Annotated in this window: 2 protein-coding genes; both read left to right on the top strand. The window is 41.7% G+C overall.

All coding sequences use genetic code 11. The annotated features are described in order from the left end of the window. Positions 1-168, top strand: a 168-nt coding sequence (locus Q4496_RS17860; protein ID WP_303610967.1) for a type II secretion system protein GspG, incomplete at its 5' end; no start/stop codon positions are given. Positions 169-228: 60 nt separating this feature from the next. After that, positions 229-1,240, top strand: a 1,012-nt coding sequence (gene gspL, locus Q4496_RS17865) for a type II secretion system protein GspL (protein WP_303610966.1), incomplete at its 3' end; no start/stop codon positions are given.

A 1,240-nucleotide genomic window follows, 5' to 3' on the forward strand; every position in this document is an offset into this window, starting at 1 on the left:
CCTGACGGTGGTTATGTAAAACGTCTTCCTAAAGATCCGTGGGGTAATGAATACTTTTTATTAAACCCAGGTGAACAAGGGAAAATGGATGTATTTACTGCCGGTCCAGACGGAGAAGTCGGCACTGAAGATGATATCGGTAATTGGAATTTGGGTGAGTATCAATAACCTTTATTGATACTTTAGCCTGACTTATTTTCCGAACTGAAGCACTGTAGGACACAATTAATGGCCGAAACTTTATATATACGCCTAGGTAGCCAAGCCCAAGATGAAATATCTTGGTTGATATTCAACACGCTAGAGCAAGAGATTATTGCCAGTGGTGTGTTACCCCATGCTGAGCAGTTAAGTGAATTAACTGAAAAAGCCCAGCAACGTGTGGTTAAGGTTTTTGTGCCTGGCTGCGACGTGTTATTAAAACGTTTAACGCTGCCAACTAAGTCACACCGAGCAATGCTTTCTGCCGTGCCTTACATGTTAGAAGATGAATTAGCACAAGATGTTGATGAGTTATTCTTTGCCTACGCCAATATTACTAACGATAACAGCGAGCACAACTGCTTTGTTGCCATCACTCAACGAGCACAAATGTTATTGTGGCAGTCTTGGTTAGCGGCAGCCGATATTAACACTAAGCATATGTTACCTGATGTTTTGGCGATGCCGTATGTTAACGAACAATGGAGCGCTATTGCGCTGCATCCTGAGCGTGTTTCATCGCAAAGTAGCTTAACTGAGCAAAACGTAGCTGGACAAGCTAAGCAAACGCAAATAATTATTCGTCAAGGTGAATGGCAAGGCTATGCGCTTGATAGTGAAGCTTGGCAATTTACGCTACAAAATAAAATTGCGTTAGCGCAAGCGGCAGAAGTCGCTAGCGATAAAAAAAATGCAGCTAAAAACACAGGTAAAAGTGATGCAACCTTAGACAATGTTTTAACGATTAATGCTTATTCAGCTTTACCTTCGCTTGAGGCTATAAATCAGCAATCCACTATTAATATAGTCAATGCAGGAGAAGAGCTACCGTTAGCCTTGTTTGCTCAGCATAGTCAGCAAAGTAGCACATTCAACTTATTGCAAGGCGAATTTAAAGTAAAAGAGCGACGCTCACCGCACCTTAAAAATTGGCTATGGGCGGCTGGTTTTGCTGTGTGTGCCTTATTGTTAAATGTCGGTTATAAAAGTGCACAGTTATTTCAACTTTCAGCACAACAAGCAGACATTGAAGCGCAAA

Source organism: Colwellia sp. 5_MG-2023, from assembly GCF_030547795.1.
Taxonomy (GTDB): domain Bacteria; phylum Pseudomonadota; class Gammaproteobacteria; order Enterobacterales; family Alteromonadaceae; genus Colwellia.